Origin of the sequence: Bordetella sp. BOR01, assembly GCF_019218885.1 — a bacterium.
Classification (GTDB): Bacteria; Pseudomonadota; Gammaproteobacteria; order Burkholderiales; family Burkholderiaceae_B; genus Bordetella_A.
The window spans coordinates 1,561,978-1,579,336 of record NZ_JAHUWT010000001.1 but is presented as its reverse complement, the minus strand read 5'-3'; the positions used below and the strand labels follow the sequence as shown (position 1 = coordinate 1,579,336).

Annotated in this window: 18 protein-coding genes; 12 read left to right on the top strand and 6 right to left on the bottom strand. The window is 67.8% G+C overall.

Annotation, left to right across the window (positions count from 1 at the left end; translation table 11 throughout):
- Positions 1–81: 81 nt before the first annotated feature.
- On the bottom strand, positions 82–1,710 hold the full coding sequence (ggt, locus tag KW845_RS07605) for a gamma-glutamyltransferase (RefSeq protein WP_218368520.1): 1,629 nt from the start codon (positions 1,708–1,710) through the stop codon (positions 82–84).
- Positions 1,711–1,816: 106 nt separating this feature from the next.
- Here ggt and KW845_RS07600 point away from each other — a divergent pair, with 106 nt between their 5' ends.
- Positions 1,817–2,719 carry a LysR family transcriptional regulator gene (locus tag KW845_RS07600; protein ID WP_218368519.1) on the top strand — a complete coding sequence of 301 codons (903 nt, stop codon included), beginning with the start codon at positions 1,817–1,819 and terminating at the stop codon, positions 2,717–2,719.
- Positions 2,720–2,791: 72 nt separating this feature from the next.
- On the opposite strand, the gene KW845_RS07595 is transcribed toward KW845_RS07600, so the two are convergent.
- A complete protein-coding gene (locus KW845_RS07595; RefSeq protein WP_218368518.1) occupies positions 2,792–4,969 on the bottom strand; it encodes a phosphocholine-specific phospholipase C in 2,178 nt (725 codons plus the stop codon).
- A 38-nt stretch (positions 4,970–5,007) separates the two neighbouring features.
- Positions 5,008–5,160: a hypothetical protein gene (locus KW845_RS07590; RefSeq protein WP_218368517.1), complete on the bottom strand. Its 153-nt coding sequence runs from the start codon at positions 5,158–5,160 to the stop codon at positions 5,008–5,010.
- A gap of 32 nt (positions 5,161–5,192) precedes the next feature.
- On the opposite strand from KW845_RS07590, the gene KW845_RS07585 reads away from it, so the two are divergent.
- From KW845_RS07585 to gspN, 10 genes are read left to right on the top strand one after another with little or no spacing between them, the layout of a single operon-like run.
- Positions 5,193–5,393, top strand: a complete 201-nt coding sequence (locus tag KW845_RS07585) for a hypothetical protein (RefSeq protein ID WP_218368516.1) — start codon at positions 5,193–5,195, stop codon at positions 5,391–5,393.
- Between the two features lie 12 nt (positions 5,394–5,405).
- A complete protein-coding gene (locus KW845_RS07580; RefSeq protein ID WP_218368515.1) occupies positions 5,406–5,843 on the top strand; it encodes a general secretion pathway protein GspC in 438 nt (145 codons plus the stop codon).
- Positions 5,844–5,902: 59 nt separating this feature from the next.
- Entirely contained in the window at positions 5,903–6,352 is a 450-nt protein-coding gene (gene gspG, locus KW845_RS07575) for a type II secretion system major pseudopilin GspG (protein WP_218368514.1), read from the top strand.
- Positions 6,324–6,815: a type II secretion system minor pseudopilin GspH gene (gene gspH, locus KW845_RS07570; RefSeq protein WP_218368513.1), complete on the top strand. Its 492-nt coding sequence runs from the start codon at positions 6,324–6,326 to the stop codon at positions 6,813–6,815. The genes gspG and gspH overlap by 29 nt, the downstream gene beginning before the upstream one ends.
- The gene (gene gspI, locus KW845_RS07565; protein WP_218368512.1) at positions 6,802–7,197 is read left to right on the top strand and encodes a type II secretion system minor pseudopilin GspI; all 396 of its coding nucleotides are present in this window, start codon (positions 6,802–6,804) and stop codon (positions 7,195–7,197) included. The genes gspH and gspI overlap by 14 nt, the downstream gene beginning before the upstream one ends.
- Entirely contained in the window at positions 7,194–7,799 is a 606-nt protein-coding gene (locus tag KW845_RS07560; protein WP_255592423.1) for a prepilin-type N-terminal cleavage/methylation domain-containing protein, read from the top strand. Before gspI ends, KW845_RS07560 begins: the two co-directional genes overlap by 4 nt.
- The gene (gene gspK, locus KW845_RS07555; protein ID WP_218368511.1) at positions 7,796–8,734 is read left to right on the top strand and encodes a type II secretion system minor pseudopilin GspK; all 939 of its coding nucleotides are present in this window, start codon (positions 7,796–7,798) and stop codon (positions 8,732–8,734) included. The genes KW845_RS07560 and gspK overlap by 4 nt, the downstream gene beginning before the upstream one ends.
- Positions 8,713–9,786 carry a type II secretion system protein GspL gene (gene gspL, locus KW845_RS07550; protein ID WP_218368510.1) on the top strand — a complete coding sequence of 358 codons (1,074 nt, stop codon included), beginning with the start codon at positions 8,713–8,715 and terminating at the stop codon, positions 9,784–9,786. The genes gspK and gspL overlap by 22 nt, the downstream gene beginning before the upstream one ends.
- The gene (gene gspM / locus KW845_RS07545; RefSeq protein WP_218368509.1) at positions 9,783–10,397 is read left to right on the top strand and encodes a type II secretion system protein GspM; all 615 of its coding nucleotides are present in this window, start codon (positions 9,783–9,785) and stop codon (positions 10,395–10,397) included. The genes gspL and gspM overlap by 4 nt, the downstream gene beginning before the upstream one ends.
- A gap of 11 nt (positions 10,398–10,408) precedes the next feature.
- The gene (gene gspN, locus KW845_RS07540; protein ID WP_255592422.1) at positions 10,409–11,146 is read left to right on the top strand and encodes a type II secretion system protein N; all 738 of its coding nucleotides are present in this window, start codon (positions 10,409–10,411) and stop codon (positions 11,144–11,146) included.
- 10 nt (positions 11,147–11,156) lie between these two features.
- Here the strand turns inward: gspN and gspE are convergent, their stop codons facing one another.
- Together gspE and gspD are read right to left on the bottom strand one after the other, a co-directional pair.
- A complete protein-coding gene (gene gspE, locus KW845_RS07535; protein WP_218368508.1) occupies positions 11,157–12,587 on the bottom strand; it encodes a type II secretion system ATPase GspE in 1,431 nt (476 codons plus the stop codon).
- Positions 12,584–15,214: a type II secretion system secretin GspD gene (gspD, locus tag KW845_RS07530; RefSeq protein WP_218368507.1), complete on the bottom strand. Its 2,631-nt coding sequence runs from the start codon at positions 15,212–15,214 to the stop codon at positions 12,584–12,586. The genes gspE and gspD overlap by 4 nt, the downstream gene beginning before the upstream one ends.
- Positions 15,215–15,339: 125 nt before the next feature.
- On the opposite strand from gspD, the gene gspF reads away from it, so the two are divergent.
- Positions 15,340–16,545: a type II secretion system inner membrane protein GspF gene (gene gspF, locus KW845_RS07525; protein WP_218368506.1), complete on the top strand. Its 1,206-nt coding sequence runs from the start codon at positions 15,340–15,342 to the stop codon at positions 16,543–16,545.
- Positions 16,546–16,551: 6 nt separating this feature from the next.
- Here gspF and KW845_RS07520 read toward each other — a convergent pair whose 3' ends face one another.
- Positions 16,552–17,340, bottom strand: a complete 789-nt coding sequence (locus KW845_RS07520; protein WP_218368505.1) for an SDR family NAD(P)-dependent oxidoreductase — start codon at positions 17,338–17,340, stop codon at positions 16,552–16,554.
- Positions 17,341–17,359: the final 19 nt, after the last annotated feature.

Sequence of the window (17,359 nt, the reverse complement as noted above, 5' to 3'; positions counted from 1 at the left end):
GTGTTTTCCCTTGTATTAGTGTTGTGGGCATCGAACCGGCGCCAGGAGCCCTGGCGCCGGTCCAGCATGCCATGGTTCGGCCTAGAAACCAACTGCCTGGCCGTCGCGGCGGCCGTCGCTGGCGGCGACATAGCCGTGTTCGTTGTCGCTTTCATGCAAGCGCCAGATGAACTGCCCGGCGCCGAAGTCCATATAGGGGTCGTCCACCGACTTCATGGAATGCCCGAGCGCGCGCAGGCCGTCTACCGTGGCGCGGCTCATGGTGGATTCGATATCCAGCGTGAAGTCGCGGTTGACCTTCCAGCGCGGCGCGCAGCAAGCCGCCTGGGGCTGCTGGTTGTAGTCGAGCATGCGCACGACAGTTTGCAGATGGCCCTGCGGCTGCATGTCGCCCCCCATGACGCCGAAGCTCATGACGGGCTTGCCGCCGCGCGTCAGGAAGCCCGGAATGATGGTGTGGAACGGCCGCTTGCCGCCATCGACCACGTTGGGCGACTTGGGGTCCATCGAGAAGCCCACGCCGCGGTTCTGCATGCTGATCCCGGTACCCGGCACCACAACGCCCGAGCCGAAACCCATGTAGTTGGACTGGATGAACGAGATCATCATGCCGTTTTCGTCGGCCGCGCTCAGGTAGATGGTGCCGCCTGCGTGCGGGCGGCCGGCCTCGAACTGCGTGGCGCGATCCAGTCGGATCAGCTTGGCGCGGCTTTCAAGATAGGCGTCGGACAGCATCTGCTGCGGCGTGACGTCCATGGTGCGCGGGTCGGACACGTAGCGGTACAGGTCGGCAAAGGCCAGCTTCATGGCCTCGATCTGCACATGCTGCGATTGCACCGAATCGACCGGCATGTTGGCCAGGTCGAAGTGTTCGCACATGCCCAGCGCCATCAGCGCGGCGATGCCCTGCCCGTTGGGCGGGATTTCGTGCAATTCGTAGCCGCGATACGACTTGGAGATGGGCTTGACCCACTCGGGCCGGTAGCCGCGCAGGTCATCCAGCGTCATGGCGCCGCCGCATTCCTTGCTGAAAGCGGCGATTTTCTCGGCCAATTCGCCTTCGTAGAAGTCGCGGCCGCGGCTTTCGGCGATGCGACGCAGCGTATAGGCCGCATCGGGAATGCGGAAGTGCTCGCCCGGCGTCGGCGCGCGGCCATTGGGCAGGAAGGCCTGGGCATAGCCCGGCTGGTCGTGCAATTCTTGCGCGGCCGCGGCCCACTTGTGCGCCACCACCGGGGGCACGGCATAGCCGCGCTCGGCGATTTCGATGGCGGGCTCGAACAGGTCGGCAAACGGCAGCTTGCCCAGTTTCTCGTGCAGCGCCGCCCAGCCGGCCACCACGCCCGGCACGGTGGCCGCGTCCCAGCCACGCTTGGGCTGCTTGGCCAGGCCATCGGGCCCGGTGCCGTACTTGCGCTTGAAATATTCGACATTCCAGGCGGCCGGGGCCACGCCCGAGGAATTCAGGCCGTGCAATTCCTTGCCGTCCCAGACGATGGCGAAACAATCGCCACCCAGGCCGCAGGATACCGGTTCGACCAGCACGATGGTGGCGGCCGCGGCAATAGCCGCATCAACCGCATTGCCGCCCTTGAGCATCATGCGCAGGCCCGCCTGCGCGGCCAGGGGATGCGAGGTGGACACCACATTGCGGGCGAACAGCGGAATCCGGAACGAAGGATAAGGGTTGTTCCAGTCGAAGGTTTTCATAGACGCGGGAGCTCGAAGTTAGAAGACGGAGAAAAGACAGTCGAAATTACTCTTGTGCTCTAATTAAATCAATTTGAATAATTGATTTATCGTACAAAAAAATTTTATGAGTAGCATACGCTTCCTGCGCAGCTTCCTGGCGGTGGCCCACCACGGTTCGTTCTCGGAAGCCGCCGAACAGGTTGCCCTGACCCAGGCGGCCATCAGTTTCCAGATGCGATCCCTGGAAGCCGAACTGGGCCGCGAACTGTTCGACCGCAGCGGCAGGCTGGCCATCCTGAACGCCGCCGGGCGCGAATTGCTGCCCGACGTGAAACAACTGGTCGACCTGTACGATCGCCTGAAACTGCCGCGCAACACCCCCGGCACGCTGGCGGGCGCCGTATCCATAGGCGCGATCGTGTCGTGCATGGGCACGCTGTCCAAGGTAGTGTCCAGCATGAAGCGGGAACATGCGGGGCTGGATGTGCGGGTACTGTCGGGCAAGGCCAGCGAGTTGGCCGGCAAGGTCGAGGCCGGCGAACTGGACGCCGCGTTCGTGGTGGAAAGCCGGCGCAAGATAGCCAGCACGCACTGGACCCCTTTGTATGAAGAACCGCTGGTCGTGGTGGCGCCGCCCTCGGCCACGGGCCAGACGGCGCATGCGGTGCTGGCAGGCAATCCGTTCCTGCGCTTTGACCGCACCCAGCGCACCGGCCGCCAGATCGACCGGGTGCTGCGCCGCATGGGCGTGCCGGTAAGCGAGTTCCTGGAACTGAATGCCATCGAAACGCTGGTGGAACTGGTTCGCCAGGAAGTGGGCGTGACCCTGCTGCCGCTGCTCAACGGCTCGAACTGGCAGGCCAGCCCGGACCTGCGCCTTCTACCATTGCCCGAAGAGGTCGGGCATCCGACACGCAGCGTCGGGATGCTGGAGCGGCGCGACCATGCCCGCCAGGACATCACACGGGAAATATGCGGGCAGAGCCTGGCGATGTTCAGGCTGCGGAGGCAGCCGCTGCCCACCTGAACGAAGCGCCTTGCGTGGCATGCGTCGGCCAGGCGCCTCGACGATGCGGGGCGCCTGGCCGCTGGCGTGCCGCTAGCCTTGCAGCCCCATGGCCGGGTCACTGATGGATGGCTTGCCAGTCTCGACACGGCCGGCGTAGCGGCGCAGGTACGCCGGATCATCGGCCAGGGTGACCGTGAAGTCGTACCAGCCACCGCTGTCGGCCAGTGCCCAGTGCTGCTCTACCGCGCCAGCGGCGGCCACCTCGAATGACCACTGCTGGTTGGCGCTGTAGTACGCGTTGGGCCGCACGTGGAAAGTGCAAGCGGCCTGGCCGCGATTCAGGAACGATACGTACACATCGCCCTGGGTGACCTCATAGCAGACACGGATCTCGGGATCGGACGCCCCGGGCACGCCGACGCTAGCCACACTGCCCTTGAAATGCCGGTGATAGCCGTTCGGGCCCAGTACCCACAAATCGTATGCGCCGTTGTCGGCGGCCGTATCCCAGCGGCCGTCCAGCTCGGTGCCCGCTTCGAGCGTATAGCGGCGCGGCAGGCGATCCAGGTGCAGGCGGTCATAAACATGGAACACCGCGGCAGCGGTGCCAGTATTGGCAAACAGCAACTGCATGGCGCCGGCGGCCGGATCCGCCCGCCCGCTGGTATGCAGCTCGTACGGCAGCGCGCGCGAGAACCGCACACCGCGCACCTGCGCCGGCAACGCCTGGCCTTCGGCCGCCGGCACGGGCACGGGCCCCAACGCCTCTTGCTGCGCGCGGATCGTATCGGCCTGGGCCTTGCTCAGCAGTTTCAGGCCGGGCAGCGCTTCGCTGTTGGGCGCGGCAAAGTCGAAGGCCGACACCAAGTCCCCCATGACGGCGCGGCGCCACGGGCTGATATTGGTCTCGGCGACGCCGAAGCGGGCCTCGAGGAAACGCAGCACCGACGTGTGGTCGAACACCTGTGAATCGACCCAGCCACCGCGCGTCCAGGGCGACACCACGTACATGGGCACGCGCGGCCCGGGGCCGTACACGCGCCGGTCCGCCGGGTCTTGCAGCGATGCCACGGTGTGGCGCTCGCCAGCCGTATCCACGGTGGAATCGCCCGCCACCGTGCCGTCCGCATTCAGCGACGGCGCGGCCGGCGGCGGCACGTGGTCGAAGAAGCCGTCGTTCTCGTCGAAATTGACCAGCAGCACGGTCTTGCTCCAGACCTCGGGATTGGCGGTCAGGGCATCGAGCACTTCCTGGATATACCAAGCGCCCTGCACCGGGCTGGACGGCCCGGGGTGCTCGGAATATTCGGCCGGCGCCACGATCCATGACACCTGGGGCAGGCTGCCATTGGCGGCATCGGCGCGCAGGGCCTGCAGCATGCCGCCATCCGGCATGGTGTTGGCCACGCCTTTGTACAGCGGGTTGGAACCGTCGGCCGCCGGCGTCCAGGCAGGATATGGCGCGCCGTCGGGCCCGTTGCCCGCCTGCTGGTTGGCGCGGCGGAACTGTTGGAAGCCGGCCAGGGAATTGTCGGTGAAGTTGTCGGGCAGGTTCTGGTACACCTTCCAGCTCACGCCGGCCTGCTGCAGGCGTTCCGGATACGTGGTCCAGGCCCACCCCTCGGTCGAGGCGCCCAGGCCGTCCCACTGGTTGCGTGTCGACGGTCCGTTGCCCGCGCCGGAGGGATCGTTAGTGCCGCTCCACAAGAACAGGCGGTTGGTGTTGGTGCCTCCGTGAGTAGAGCAATGATAGGCATCACAGAGGGTAAACGCTTCGGCCAGCGCGAACTGGAATTCGAGTTCGGCATGGCCGTAGTAGCCCATGGAATGATCGCGCTTGTGCAGCGGCCATTGGTCCATGCGCCCGCCATCCCAGGCAGCCTGAGCGTCGGGGTAATCGTGCGGCGTGCCCTGCACGCGCTGCGCATTGCCCTGGTTGGCATCCAGGTGGTACGGCAGCACCAGCCGCGCGCCGTTGGACTGTTCCCACACCGAGCGCCCGTCGGGCAAAGGAATGGCCAGGCGGTCGCCAAAACCGCGCACGCCTTTGAACGTGCCGAAGTAATTGTCGAACGAACGGTTTTCCTGCATCAGGATGACCACGTGCTCCACGTCCTGGATGGTACCCGTGCGATTGTTGGCGGGAATGGCCAGCGCACGGCGGATGCTGGGCGGAAACGCCGACAGCGCGGCCAGTCCGGACGCGGCAATGGCGCTATTGCGCAAGAACCGGCGCTTGGCCGGCGAGGCGGGAAGGAATTGCGGCATGAATGAGAATCCTGGAATGTTCCGGAGAAGGCGCGCCCTCAGGGCGCGCAGCGCAGCACGGGTTCGGTGGTCGTGGGGGGATTGGGCTGGCTGTGGTCCTCGTCGTCATCCGAGTCGCCGCTACCGCACGCGGCCAGCACGACGCACAACAGCACCGCGGCTCCCAGGCGGGGCCAGGCAGAAAGTTCCATGGTGAATCCGTTCCTTTTTCAGGCAATGGAAAATGAAAAAAACCCGCGATGGCAACGCGGGCTGGATCGCGGCAATGCGCGAGGCGCGGCATACGGACCGCATGGGCATGCTAGGGATCGACAATGACAATTACCCGACCGCGGCCTCGGCGCCAGGGCCGCGCGGCACTGCGGTGCGCGCATATGGTTGTCATATGGATCGGGTAGCGTCGGCATTCGCCAATGCTTCCTGATCGTCATTCCGCATGCGCCTGCGCCCCACCTTGCCTACCGCCCCGCGCACCCTGCGCCTGCTTGCCATCGCGGCCACTGCCGCAGGCGCGGGCTTATGGAGCGCCATCCTGCTGGCGCCCGAACCAGCGGCCCTGCCGCCGGCCCTGGCCACCGCGGCAACGCCCGCCTCGGACACGCAGGCCATGGCGATGCTGTTCGGCAGCGACGGCGTGATCGATACGCAGATCGCGGTACTGGGATTGATCGCGGCCGGCGCGCAAGGTTCGGCGGTACTCAGCGTCGACGGCGGCCCGCCACGCGCCTACCGCGTCGGTGCCGAGATCGCGCCGGGCCTGGCGCTGGCCGGTGTATCGCCCGCCGGCGTCGAACTGGACCGCAACGGCGCGCGCGTGCGCGCGGCCGCCCCTGCCCGCGCGGCGCCCCCCGCGGGCTTCGTGCCCGCACGCTAGCGCCTGTCGGACGGCGACAGTATTACTGTCACATTCCTGACGCATCATGCCCGCTTTCCATGAACAAGCGGAGAGTCTTCGTGCGTCAGTTCCAGCACCCGCGAGCCCGGCAGCAGGGCTTCACACTGATCGAGATCATGGTGGTGATCGTGATCATGGGAATCCTGGCAGCGCTGGTCGTGCCGCGCGTGCTCGACCGGCCTGACCAGGCGCGCCGCGTGGCGGCGCGCCAGGACATCAGCGGCCTGATGCAGGCCCTGAAACTGTATCGTCTGGATAGCGGCCGCTATCCGTCCACGGCGCAGGGGCTGAAGGCCCTGGTGGAGCGCCCGGAGGGCGCGCGCAATTGGCGGTCCTACCTGGACCGCCTGCCCAACGACCCCTGGGGCCATCCCTATCAGTACCTGAATCCGGGCGTCAAGGGCGAGATCGACGTGTTCACGTTCGGTCCCGACAGCAAACCGGGCGGGGAGCAAGACGATGCGGACATCGGTTCGTGGGACCTGTGAGCGCGGCTTCACGCTGATCGAAATGCTGGTGGTGGTGGCGATCATCGCCATCGCCGCGTCCATGGTGAGCCTGTCCGTAGCATCGTCTTCAGAGCGCGCGCTGCGCGCCGATGCCGAGCGCCTGGTCGATGCCTTCGCGGTTGCGCAGAGCGAAGCGCGCAGCGACGGCCGCGCCATCCGCTGGCGTGCCGACGAACGCGGCTGGTCGTTCGAGCGCCGCGGCCGGTCGGCCCGCTTGTCGGCACAGGACGACGGCCCGCAAACCCCCGACCGCTTCCAACAAGATACAGCCTTGCGAGCGCAGGCCTGGGGCGCGCCGCCTGTCAGCCTGCGCCTGGCACCCGACCGCCCGGTCGTATTCGGCACCGAATGGGTCGCCGATCCGCTGGTGCTGGAACTGGTTTCACAGGACGATACCGTGCGCATCGAACGCGACGCGGCGGGCAGCTATGCAATCGAATAGGCCGCGCCGCCATGCGGCCGCGCAACGCGGCTTCACGCTGATCGAAGTCCTGGTGGCGCTGGCCATCATCGCGGTGGCAATGGGGGCGGCGATGCGCGCCACCCAGGTCATGCTGGACAACAACCGCGCCATCCGCGACAAGACACTGGCGCTGCTGGCGGCCGAAAACGTATTGGCCCAACTGCGGCTGGAACAGACATTCCCGCGCGCCGGCACGCAGACCATGCCCTGCCCGCAGGGCGCCCTGGCGTTGCGCTGCGAGCTCGAGATACGCAACTCGCTGAACCGCAATTTCCGCCAGGTTACTGTGCGCGTGCACGCGCCCGACCGCGATGGCGCCACGCTGGCTGAACTGACCGGCCTGTTGTCGCAGATCCGATGATGCAGCCGCGTTGCCGCCGATCCGCCCGCCAGCAGGGTTTCACTTTGATCGAAGTGCTGATCGCCATCGCGCTGATGGCGGTGGTCAGCCTGTTGTCGTGGCAAGGGCTGGAGCACGTGTCATCGGCGCGCGACTGGCTGGGCGAGCAGTCGCAGGACCAGGCCATGGTCTTGCGCACACTGGGCCAGGTGGAACGCGACCTGAATCGCGCCTATACGGGCGCACCGGCCACGGCCGGCGCCGGCACGCTGCTGCCGCCCGGCATCCATGTCGCGCAGTCGGCCGGCGCGGCGCTGCTCGACATCGTGCGCGCCACGCCGGACGGCGGCCTGTGGCAGCGCGTCACATGGCGCCTGCGGCCCGACGGCTTGTGGCGCTACAGCGGCGTGCCCGCCGCCCGCTACCCTTTGCCGGAACCTGCCGAGGGCGCTTTGCTGATGCCCGGCGTGACCGGGCTGGGTGTGCGCGCATGGGTGCCCGGGCGCGGCTGGCGCGATCCGCTGCAACCGGAAACGGCGCGCGCCAGCGGGCTGGAAGTGGCCATCGATCGCCGCGGACCCGGCCAGCCCGAACGCTATACCCGCATCGTGGTGCTGCCATGAGACGCGGCCGCGCCCGACAGCAAGGCATGGCGGTGGTCAGCGCGCTGATCGTGGTCGCCATCGTGGCGGCCTTGACCAGTGGCCTTTTCCTGCGCCAGGCCTCGGCCATCCGGCAGGTCGAGAACGAGCAGGCACGCATCCAGGCGCGCTGGCTGCTGTTGGGGGGCATTGATTGGGCGCGCCTGCTCTTGCGCGAAAACGCGCGGCAGGAAGCCACTGTCAGGCGCGACCAGTTATGGTCCACGCCGGTACTCGACACACGCATCGAAGGCGATGAAAGCGGACGCGCCGCAGTGTTTTCCGGCGGCATCCACGACGAACAGGGCAAGTACAACCTTTTCAACCTGGCCAGGCGCGGCGTTGTGGACCAGGCACAGGTAGAGGTGATGCAGCGCCTGCTGGGCATGCTGGGCCTGCCCGATACGCTGGCGCCGCAACTGGCCGAGCAGGTCGCCTTGACGCAAAGCCGCCTGCCCGAAGAAGCGCAGGCCGCGCCAGGTAGCCTGGACGTCGGCTCCCGGGCGCCGCAGCCGCGCGGCATCGACGACCTGGCCGCGCTGCTGGGCGTGGACGCGGGCGGGTTGCAGGCCATGCGCCGCACCATGACGCTGCTGCCGGCGGCCACCCTGGTCAATGTGAATACCGCCGAGCCCGAAGTGATCGCGGCCTTGGTGCCGGGCCTGAGCCTGGCACAGGCCCGCAGCGTGCTGGGCGAGCGCGACCGGGGCCGCTGGTTCAACGACAGCGGCGACTTCGCCAACCGGCTGGCCGGGGGCGGCGAACCCTTGCAGGTGCCGGCGGTTGCCACCACCAGCGAGTGGTTCCTGGCCAATGGCACCGTGGCCTATCAACGCGCCCGCGTCAGCATGCAAGCCCTGCTAGGCATTGCCGGACAGCGTGCGCCTCAGACGATATGGATAAAAGAAACACCGTAAAAAACGTATTGCGCGTGGCCCTGCCGCCGCTGGACATATGGTCGGACACGACACCGCTGGCGTACGCCTGGCTGGACCGCCAAGGGCGTGTGGCCCGGGGCGGCAGCCTGGCCGCCGCGGGCCTGGCCGCCGCATTTCCGCAGGCGCGCGTGCAAGCCATTCTGCACCCGGACGACGTGATTGTCGCGGCCATTGCCGTTCCGGCCGTGCCGGGCAATCGCCACGCGGCCGCCGTGCGCGGCACCCTGGAAGGCCTGGTGCTGGGCGACTTGGACGCCCTGGCCGTGGGACACGGCAGCCGCGCCGGCGATGGCACCGTGCTGGCCGCCTGGATGCCCCGCGAAGCCCTGCGCGCGGCCTGGCAGCGCCTGTCGGCAGCAGGCCTGGCAGTACAGGCGTTCTATCCGCTGCAAGTCTGGTCCGACGCCCCTGGCGAGACCCGCCTGCCCGTACTCGACGACATCCACGATCCGCGCTGGCAGGCTCCCGGGCCCGGCTGGTCGCTGGCCCTGCCGCAACTGGCCCCCCGGCAACCGTCGCGCTGGCGCGGCGCCGCTGCGTGGCTTGCGGCCGCAGCGGTCGTGTGGATTGCCGGCCTGAATCTGTACGCCATGCAACTCGACGGCGAAACCCAACGCCTGCGCCAGCGCATGGAGCAGGACGTGCGCGATGCATTTCCAGGCATACCCGTGGTGCTGGACCCCTTGCGCCAGGCCCAGCAGGGCCGCGATGCCTTGCGCGCCGGCCAGGGCGACGCCTCGGGCAGCGATTTCCTGTCGCTGGCCCGCGTGGCGGCGCAGGTACTGCCCTTCGCCGCCGATATGGTCGAGCACCTGACCTACCAGGACCAGATATTGACGCTGCGCCTGTATGGCGAGCCGGCCAGCGCCGGCACCGATGAAGCGACGGCACCGGCCGCCACGGGAGCCGCCGCCGTTGCCGCCGACCGGCTGGCCGACACCGCGGCTATCCTGCAACGCGCCGCCGCCCTGGGTGCGCGCGTCGAGCGTGACGACAGCGGCGCCTGGCGCATTCTGCGAGCCGAACCATGAGTGCGTTTGCTTCCCTGCGTGAAACCCTGGCCCCCTGGATGCGCCGCGCCGCCGCCTGGCGCCAGCGCGCCGTTGCCTGGTACGAACAACGGCCCCCGCGCGAACAGCGGCTGCTGGCCGTGGCCGGCGCCCTGCTGGCAGCGGCTTTCGTCTTCCTGATCCTGATCGAACCGGCCTGGTCCACGATGACGCGGGCGCGGCAGGAGCTGCCGGGCCTGCGCGCCCAGGCCGCCACCGTAGCCGACCTGACCGCCCAGGTGCGCATCCTGCGCCGCCAGGGCGCCGGCACTGCGGCGGGCGCAGCGCCTTCCGCGACCGAACTGGCCGCCAGCCTGCGCCGCGAAGGTTTGCCCGATGACAGTTGGTCGCTGTCCGAGGCCGCAACCTCGTCCGGCGCCCAGAAAACGGCCTCTTCCCCCGCGCCGGCCACGACGCTGACATTGCGGGAGGCCTCTTCCGCGGCCCTGTTCCGCTGGCTGGATACGGCGGCGCGTGACTGGCGCCTGTCGGTGTCAGGCGCCGACCTGGCGCGTGCCACGCATCCGACCGGACGCCGCCTGCCCGGCCGCATGAACGGCACCCTGACCCTGCTTCCCGCCACCCAACCCTGATGCGCTTGCCCTTGCCTGCCTTCTTTTCGCTGCCGCTGGCGGCGCTGGCGCTGTGCTGCGCCCTGTTGGCCGCGCTGCCGGTATTGCCGGCACGCTGGCTGATGCTGGCCCTGCCCGACGACGCCATGGCCGCGCTGGCCGACGCCGACGGCACCGTTTGGCGCGGCAGTGCCCTATTGGCGCTGGGTCCTCCGGGTGCGCGCCAACTGCTGCCCGAGCCGCTGCATTGGCAATGGCGCAACGGTGCCGTCGAAATCTCGCATGCATGGCTGCGCGGCCCCGTGCGCGTGCAACCCGGCTGGTCCGGCATTGCGGTTTCCGGCCAGAACCTGCGCCTGCCGGCCAGCGCGCTAACAGCCTTCGGGGCGCCGTTGAACACGGTGGCGCCCGCCGGACAGATCGAAGTCGAATGGAAATCCTTCGTGCTGGGCCGCCTGCCCGCGACCGGCACACTGGCCACGGGCCGCTGGACCCAGGCCAGTTCAGCGCTGTCGCACGTCCGGCCGCTGGGCGATTACACGCTGCGCATCAGCGCCGACAATGGCACAGCACGACTGGCGCTGAGTACGGATTCCGGTGTGTTGGCGGTGCAAGGCCAAGGACAATTACAGCGCGGCCGCCTGCGCTTCAGCGGCACCGCGGAACCGGCCGAACAGGCCAGCGACGCCCAGCGCGCCGCGCTGATCGGCCTGCTGAACGCGCTGGGGCCGGTATCGGACGGCAAGAGCCATTTCGGCACCCCGCCCTGATACGGCCCTGTCAGGCGTCGCGCGTCACGCGTACGATTTCTTCCGGCGAGGTCATTCCGGCCTCGACCCAACGCTGCCCATCATCGCGCAGCGTGCGCATGCCGGAGCGCAACGCCTGCGCGCGCAAGGCCTGCTCGTCGCGCCCCGCGTGGATCAGGTGACGCACATTATCGTCGACGGCAAACAGCTCATGGATGCCCGAGCGGCCGCTGTAACCCGTATGGTTGCAGGCCTCGCACCCCACTGGCCGGTACACCACCGTGCCATCGGGCAAGGTATCGGGCCTGCGGCATTGCGGGCATAGCCGGCGCACCAGGCGCTGTGCCAGCACACCCAGCAGCGACGAAGCCAGCAGAAAGGGCTCGACCCCCATGTCCACCAGGCGCGTCACGGCCGAAGTCGCGTCGTTGGTGTGCAGCGTGGCCAGCACCAGGTGGCCCGTCAGCGACGCCTGAACCGCGATCTGCGCGGTTTCCAGATCGCGGATCTCGCCGATCATGATCACGTCCGGATCCTGGCGCAGGATCGCGCGCAGCGCCAGCGCGAAAGTCATGTCGATCTTCGCATTGACCTGCGTCTGGCTGATGCCGGCCAGGTCGTATTCGATCGGGTCTTCCACCGTCAGGATATTGCTGGTCGACGCGTCCAGCCGCGACAGGGCCGCATACAGCGTGGTGGTCTTGCCGCTGCCGGTCGGGCCGGTGACCAGCACGATGCCGTGCGGCTGGCGGATCAACGTATCCAGCTGGGCCAGCACCAACGGGCTCATGCCCAGTTTTTCAAGCTGCAGCCGTCCCGCCTCTTTGTCCAGCAGGCGTAGCACGGCGCGCTCGCCATGGCCGGTAGGCAGGGTCGACACGCGCACGTCGATGGGCCGCCCTCCCACGCGCAGGGCGATGCGGCCATCCTGCGGCAAGCGCTTTTCAGCGATGTCCAGGTTGGCCATGATCTTGATGCGCGATATCAGCGCCGAATGCAGTGCCTTGCGCGGACTGACCACGTCGCGCAGCACGCCGTCGACGCGATAGCGCACCACCGAGTGATGCTCATACGGCTCGATGTGCATGTCGCTGGCGCCATCGCGCGCGGCTTGCGCGAACAAGGCGTTGATCATGCGGATCACTGGCGCGTCATCCTGCGTTTCGAGCAGGTCGGCCACTTCGGGAATGTCCTGCAGCAGGCGGTCCAGATCGATCTCGTTCTCGGCCACGCCCATCACCGAGGCCGCGTCGGCGCTGTCGCTGTAGGCGGCGTTGAGCAAGGTTTCCAGCGCTTCGTCCGATACTTCGGCCACCGGCACCTCGCCATGGCAGCGCAGGATCTCGCGCACCGCCCAGGCCGGCGTGCGCGCGCTGGTGGTCAACTGCGAAGCGCCCGGGCGCAGCAGCAGCACCGCGCGCTGCGTTCGCGCCCAGGTGTAGGGCAAAGGATATGCGCTCACAGATGGGTCACCAGCTCAGCGCGATAGCCCAGCTCTTTCAGCAGGGCCACCGCCGTATCGACAGTGGTGGAGTCGCGCGCCACGTCCGAGCGCACCACGTAGCCCTGCCCGCCCGGGCCCACTTGCACATAGGCGCTCAGGCCGCTGATGCGCACGCGCTTGGCGATGCTTTCCGCGGCGGTCTGGTCATTTACCGAGGCGATCTGCAAAATCGTCGTATCCTGGCGCGTTTCCGCATACAGGGCCGATGGATCGGTGGCGATACTGACCCCCAGCGGCAGATTGGCGCGGATCGGCAAGCTGGGGTCGGACCCACCCGGCGGCTCGGGCAATTGGCGGACCCGGTACGTTTCGACGGTGCGCGGCGGCTGACGGCGCATGGTGTCGGCCGCAGATTCGGGACGCATGTCGTAGTCGGCGCGGCTGCCCACCGATTGTACCTGCGCCGGCGGCAGCAGGGGCGCCTGCACGTCCGGCAACAACCAATGCTTGCCGGGCTGGGCCTGGCTTTGCGCGCGCCGCATGTAGTCGTAGCGGTTCAGCGTGACGTTGGCGCTGTCGCGCGCGTCGCGCACCACATAAGGCCGCAGGAACACCATCAAATTGCTCTTGGTGCGCTTGCGCGAATCATAGCGAAACAGCGCGCCCAGCAAGGGAATCGAGCTCAGGCCGGGCACGGCGTTGGTGGTCGTGCTGACGCTGTCTTCCAGCAGGCCGCCCAGCACGATGATCTGGCCGTCATCGACCAGCACGCTGGTGTCGATGGCGCGCTTGTTGGTGACCAGGCCGGTGGTCTCGCTGGAACTGGCCTCGTCGATGCTGCTGACTTCCTGGTAGATATCCAGTTTCACCGCTCCGCCTTCGGAGATTTGCGGGCGGATATTCAACTTCAGGCCGATATCTTCGCGCTCGATGGTCTGGAACGGGTTGCCGCTGCCGTCGCTGCCCGAAGTCACATACTGGCCCGTAACGAACGGCACGGTCTTGCCCACCAGGATGCTGGCTTGCTCGTTGTCCAGCGTCAACAGGTTGGGCGTGGACAGGATATTGGCCTCGCCGGTGTTCTGCAGCGCGCGCGCCAGCACGTTCAGGTTGATGACCTGGTTGCCCAGGACATCAACGGTGCCCTTGACCAGGCCCAGCGTCAGGCCTCGGCCCAGCGCGTCCAGCGTGGTGGCGCCCGTTCCCGCGCTGCCAATGCCGCTGCCCCCCAGGTTGGTGCCGCCGATAAAACCGCTGCCATCCAGGCTGCCGGCGCCCGTCATCCACTGAATGCCGAACTCGGCGGCCGTTTCTTGGCTGACTTCGACAATCAGGCTTTCCACCAGCACCTGCGCCCGGCGCTGGTCCAGTTGGTCGATCACCTCGCGCAGGCTGCGGTACAACGGCTCGGGCGCGGAAACGATCAGCGTGTTGGTGGACGGATCGGCCTGTATCGTGGCGCCGCCGCCCGAATACGACACCGCCTGGCCCGCGCCGCCGTCGTCGCGCTCGATCTGCTGCTGCTGGCCGAACGAGCTGCTCCCCAGCCCGCCGGAACCAGAGCTGCCGCTGCCGGCGGACATGCCCACCGTTCGCGATGAAGCAGCGTTATTGGTATTGCTGGTACTGCGCCCCGTCGAAGGGGCACCGCCCGCCGGGCCGGCACCCGCCATGCCGCGATCGCCGGCCCCGGTGTTCAATGCCTGAGAGTTCAGCAATCCGCCCAGCACTTCGGCCATGCGCGAAGCCTGGGCATTGCGCAAGTACACCACGTGCAAGTTGCCAGGACGAGCCTGTTCGGAATCCAGCTTTTCGAGCAACTTGCGCGCCAGGTCTGTACGCGCAGGGCTGCCGGCACGTATCAGCACGCTGTTGGTGCGCGGGTCGGCCACCATGGCGATGCGCTGGGTGGGGTCGCCGCTCTGCGCGTCCAGCAATTGTGTGGCCAAGGTCGCCAGATCGCTGGCCACACCGTATTTCACCGGCACCACGTCGGTGTCGATGGCGCTGGGCACGTCGATACGCGCGATCACCCGGGCAATGCGCTCCAGGTTGTCGGCATAGTCGGTCACCACCAGGGTGTTGTTGCCCGGATATGCATTGATGGGATTGTTGGGCGGTACCAGCGGGCGCAGCACCGGCAGCAAGTTGGCGGCGTTCTCGTACTTCAGCGCAAACACCCGCGTCACGATCTCGCTGCCACGCGCATCGCGGGCGAAGTCGGCCATGGGCACCGGGGCCGGCGCCGAGGCCCCCGCCCGGGCCTCCGTCCGGCGCGGCGCCTCGGCCAACACAGCACTGCCCTGCAGCTTGGCATCGGCTTCGGGCACCACCCGCGTCACGCCGTCGACCTCGACGATGGCAAAGCCCTGCATGCGCAATGCCCCCGCCAGCATTGTCAATGCCGTGCCGCGGTCGACCGGCCGCTCCGACACCAGCGTCAGCTTGCCTTTCACACGCGGGTCCACGAGGTAATTGCGTTGCGTGAACAGCGACAAGGCACGCAGCACCGCCGGAATATCCGTATCGACAAAATTCAGGCTGACGCGCTGATCGGCAGTTTGCGCCTGGGCAGGCGGCAAGGGCACCACGGCATGGGCAATGACAAGCAGAACGGCCAGGGTGGTTCTTCTAAGGCGGCGCATGAGGTCTCGACAGCAAGAGCAGTGAAATTGCGGCCGAGTATACGGGGTGCCTCTGAAACACTACGGTCATAATCGGAGGTCAATGTGGCGGGCTGGAAACCCTGGAAATCACGAGCCTTTTTCGCATGCCCTCGTTCCGCTATGAAGCCACCGACCTGGTGGGCAAGATCGTCCATGGCACGCTCGATGCCGAAACCGAGCGCGGGGCGCGCAATCAGCTGCGCGCCCGTGGGCTGCTGCCGCTGTCGACGGCGCCGGCGGCATCGCGCCAGGGCGGCGCGAGCCTGCTGCAACGCAGGCTGTCCGATAGCGAACTGGCATGGCTGACGCGGCAACTGTCCAGCCTGCTGACCGCGCGCCTGCCGCTGGACGCCGCGCTGAGCGCCACGCTGGAACAAGCCGAAAGCCGCCATGTCGCCGGCGCGCTGGCGGGCGTGCGCGATGAAGTCCGCGCCGGTTATCGCCTGGCCGATGCGCTGGCCACCCGGCCGCGCGATTTTCCCGAGATCTATCGCGCGCTGGTGGCTGCCGGCGAAGAGTCGGGCGACCTGGCGCTGGTGATGGAGAAACTGGCGGACTATATCGAAGAACGCAATGCGCTGCGCAGCAAGGTAATGACCGCGTTCATCTACCCAGCCGTGGTGGCGTGCGTATCGGTGGTGATCGTGGCGTTCTTGCTGGGCTATGTGGTGCCGCAGGTCATCACCGCATTCGACCACGCCCACCAACAGTTGCCATTGCTGACGCGCATCATGTTGGCGCTGAGCGACTTCGTGCGCCACTGGGGCTGGGCCACGTCAGTGGGCGGCGTGGCCGCATTCATGTTGTGGCGGGCCGCGTTGCGCGCGCCGGCGCGCCGCGAAGCCTGGCATGCCCGCCTGCTGCGCCTGCCGGTGATCGGCCGTTTCGTGCTGGGGGTGGATACCGCGCGCTTCGCGTCTACCCTGGCGATCTTGAGCAGCAGCGGCGTCAGCCTGCTGGGCGCCCTGAACGCGGCACGCCGCACATTGGGCAATGACCGCCTGCGCGCGGCCGTGGACGACGCCGCCGAGCGCGTGCGCCAAGGCGCGCCGCTGGCGGCGGCACTGGCGGCGCAGAAGGTGTTCCCCACGCTGCTGATCCACCTGATCGCCAGCGGCGAGAAAACCGGCCGCCTGCCGGAACTGCTGGAACGCGGCGCACAGAACTTGTCGCGCGACCTCGAGCGCCGCGCCATGGCCATGACGGCATTGCTCGAGCCGCTGCTCATCCTGCTGATGGGCGGTTTCGTGCTGCTGATCGTGCTGGCGGTGATGATGCCGATTCTGGAGATGAACCAGCTTGTGCGATAGGCGGCTTCAGAATGCTGCGTAGCCGCCGTTGGCGGCGATGGCCTCGCCGGTGATCATGCGCGATTCGTCGCTGGCCAGGAACAACGCGATATTGGCAATGTCTGCCGGGTCGCCTTCGTGGCACGGATACCGCGCGGCCACCTCGGGCCGCGCCGGCCTGCCGGCGTCCAGGTTGCGCAGGATGCGTTCGGTACGGATGCGGCCCGCGCAAATCGCATTGACACGCACGCCGTGCGGCGCATATTCGGCCGCCAGGGCTCGTGTCAGCGCAATTACCGCCCCCTTTGCGGCGGTATAGGCATGCCCGGCAAAGGTTCCCCGCAGGCCGGCTCCCGACGACATATTCACCACCGTGCCACCGCCCGCCTGCACGATGACCGGCACGGCATGGCGGCAGCACAGCATAGTGCCGTTCAGGTCCAGCTGCAGAGTGCGATCCCACAACGCGAGATCGATCTTCTCGACGGCGGTGTCGCCCGCCACGGATCCGCCCGCGCAGTTGAACAACAGGTCGATCTTGCCAAATGCCTCCACGGCGCGGGCCACGGCCTGCCGTACGCCATCATCATCGGTCACGTCGGCCGCCAGCGCGATCGCCTGCCCGCCCGCGCCCACGATCCGGCCGGCGAGTTGCTCGACGACATCGGTGCGGCGATCCAGCAGCGCGACCGCGGCGCCCTCGCCTGCGAAGCGCAAGGCGGCGGCACTGCCGATGCCGCCTGCCGCCCCGGTGACCAGCGCCGCCCGCCCCGCCAGCCTGCCGGCCGATGCGCCCGGGTTCATGTCAGCGTGCATGTGTTGTCCGTTCAATGAA

Coding starts and splice junctions, on each gene's coding strand:
- ggt (WP_218368520.1), bottom strand. CDS start 1,710: ATGAAAACCTTCGACTGGAACAACCCTTATCCTTCGTTCCGGATTCCG.
- KW845_RS07600 (WP_218368519.1), top strand. CDS start 1,817: ATGAGTAGCATACGCTTCCTGCGCAGCTTCCTGGCGGTGGCCCACCAC.
- KW845_RS07595 (WP_218368518.1), bottom strand. CDS start 4,969: ATGCCGCAATTCCTTCCCGCCTCGCCGGCCAAGCGCCGGTTCTTGCGC.
- KW845_RS07590 (WP_218368517.1), bottom strand. CDS start 5,160: ATGGAACTTTCTGCCTGGCCCCGCCTGGGAGCCGCGGTGCTGTTGTGC.
- KW845_RS07585 (WP_218368516.1), top strand. CDS start 5,193: ATGAAAAAAACCCGCGATGGCAACGCGGGCTGGATCGCGGCAATGCGC.
- KW845_RS07580 (WP_218368515.1), top strand. CDS start 5,406: ATGCGCCTGCGCCCCACCTTGCCTACCGCCCCGCGCACCCTGCGCCTG.
- gspG (WP_218368514.1), top strand. CDS start 5,903: ATGAACAAGCGGAGAGTCTTCGTGCGTCAGTTCCAGCACCCGCGAGCC.
- gspH (WP_218368513.1), top strand. CDS start 6,324: ATGCGGACATCGGTTCGTGGGACCTGTGAGCGCGGCTTCACGCTGATC.
- gspI (WP_218368512.1), top strand. CDS start 6,802: ATGCAATCGAATAGGCCGCGCCGCCATGCGGCCGCGCAACGCGGCTTC.
- KW845_RS07560 (WP_255592423.1), top strand. CDS start 7,194: ATGATGCAGCCGCGTTGCCGCCGATCCGCCCGCCAGCAGGGTTTCACT.
- gspK (WP_218368511.1), top strand. CDS start 7,796: ATGAGACGCGGCCGCGCCCGACAGCAAGGCATGGCGGTGGTCAGCGCG.
- gspL (WP_218368510.1), top strand. CDS start 8,713: ATGGATAAAAGAAACACCGTAAAAAACGTATTGCGCGTGGCCCTGCCG.
- gspM (WP_218368509.1), top strand. CDS start 9,783: ATGAGTGCGTTTGCTTCCCTGCGTGAAACCCTGGCCCCCTGGATGCGC.
- gspD (WP_218368507.1), bottom strand. CDS start 15,214: ATGCGCCGCCTTAGAAGAACCACCCTGGCCGTTCTGCTTGTCATTGCC.
- gspF (WP_218368506.1), top strand. CDS start 15,340: ATGCCCTCGTTCCGCTATGAAGCCACCGACCTGGTGGGCAAGATCGTC.
- KW845_RS07520 (WP_218368505.1), bottom strand. CDS start 17,340: ATGCACGCTGACATGAACCCGGGCGCATCGGCCGGCAGGCTGGCGGGG.